Annotated in this window: 2 protein-coding genes; both read left to right on the plus strand. The window is 32.2% G+C overall.

What is annotated here, in order from left to right:
* Nucleotides 1-72: 72 nt before the first annotated feature.
* On the plus strand, nucleotides 73-246 hold the full coding sequence (locus D778_RS14580) for a hypothetical protein (protein ID WP_155949966.1): 174 nt from the start codon (nucleotides 73-75) through the stop codon (nucleotides 244-246).
* A gap of 384 nt (nucleotides 247-630) precedes the next feature.
* Nucleotides 631-1,215, plus strand: coding sequence for a hypothetical protein (locus tag D778_RS13930; RefSeq protein ID WP_007651875.1), 585 nt, complete (start codon nucleotides 631-633; stop codon nucleotides 1,213-1,215).
* Nucleotides 1,216-1,271: the final 56 nt, after the last annotated feature.

Here is a 1,271-nt window from a genome sequence, read left to right on the forward strand (position 1 = left end):
AAAAATTAAGGCAGGGTTATTAGACAGACTGCCGTTACCTGCAATTGCGGAACTCACTCAAATCTAAATTAAATGAAAATAAAAAAAAGAACATTTGACTTAATTTTTATTATAGTTTCAACTGCAATATTGATAGCATTATCAGAATATGGACTTTTAGAAAAGTATATGGCTTTTGCATTAATTCCAATTTTAATTGCATATCAATTAGGACAATATTCTGAAAGAAAATTTAAGAACGAATAGCTGAATTCTGAATGAAATTCACGTCGGACTTTTTAGCACGTTTACGGAATCGAAATCTGAATTGAAAATCAAAACCGAACTGTCGTGCAATTTAGCAAGTTGCGGAATTGAAAAATTGAAAGGAAAAAATAAGCGGAATTCTTCGCTGGTTTAGCTTTTGCATTTTTTTGAGTTTTAAGAAAGTAAAAACAAAAAACAACAGCAGGTAACACCGTGTAAAAAACATTGCTTATTTTAGTTAAACCGTTTGGGCGTTACTTGTTTGCTAACTCTGATTTTCCTGCGGAAAATCCTCGCACGTAAACCCGCAACGTTCCTTACACAAATACGTTCTACGCAATTTGACTGAACAATTAACTGAAAAACAATAACTAAACAAATTTTATGAAAAAAAACATTTTCCCAATTCTTGCAATTGGACTTATGACCTACAGTTGTAATGCACAACAAAAAACATCTGAATTCAAAACCGAAACAGAAAAATGGAAAAAAGAACTTCTGGCAAGTGGAGAAGTTGGAAATCCTTGTAGAGAAGATAATGATTGGCAGAAATGGCAAGAAGAAAACCCAAAAGCGTATTTTGGATTACAAGAAATTCAGTCAAGTGAATCGGATTTTAATTCTGACGGAATTAGAGATGGACTTTTTTACTTTCCTGCCGAAAATTGCGTTGGCGGAAACGGAACTGGTTCAGATTTTGGAATGTTAGTTTATTCAAACGATGGTCAATTCCTTACGAATAAAAACATCACTCAAACAATCGAAAACGGAATAAAAACTGAATTGGCAAAAATTGATATTAATGATGTTTATAAAATATACATTCATTATAAAGGTCTTGGAAAAACAATTATTGGAGAATATTTTGCTTGGTCAGAAGATGATGCGAATTGCTGTCCAAGTGGAACAGGAACATTTGAATATAGTCCGACTGAATTAACAACTGAAATAAAAAATAAAGCGGAATAAAAAACTGCGTAGAACAAAGTACTGTGGTAAAAAACAAGTAAAAACCCATTAACTTT

The sequence above is a fragment of the Xanthomarina gelatinilytica genome, assembly GCF_000348685.1.
GTDB classification, from domain to species: Bacteria; Bacteroidota; Bacteroidia; order Flavobacteriales; family Flavobacteriaceae; genus Xanthomarina; species Xanthomarina gelatinilytica.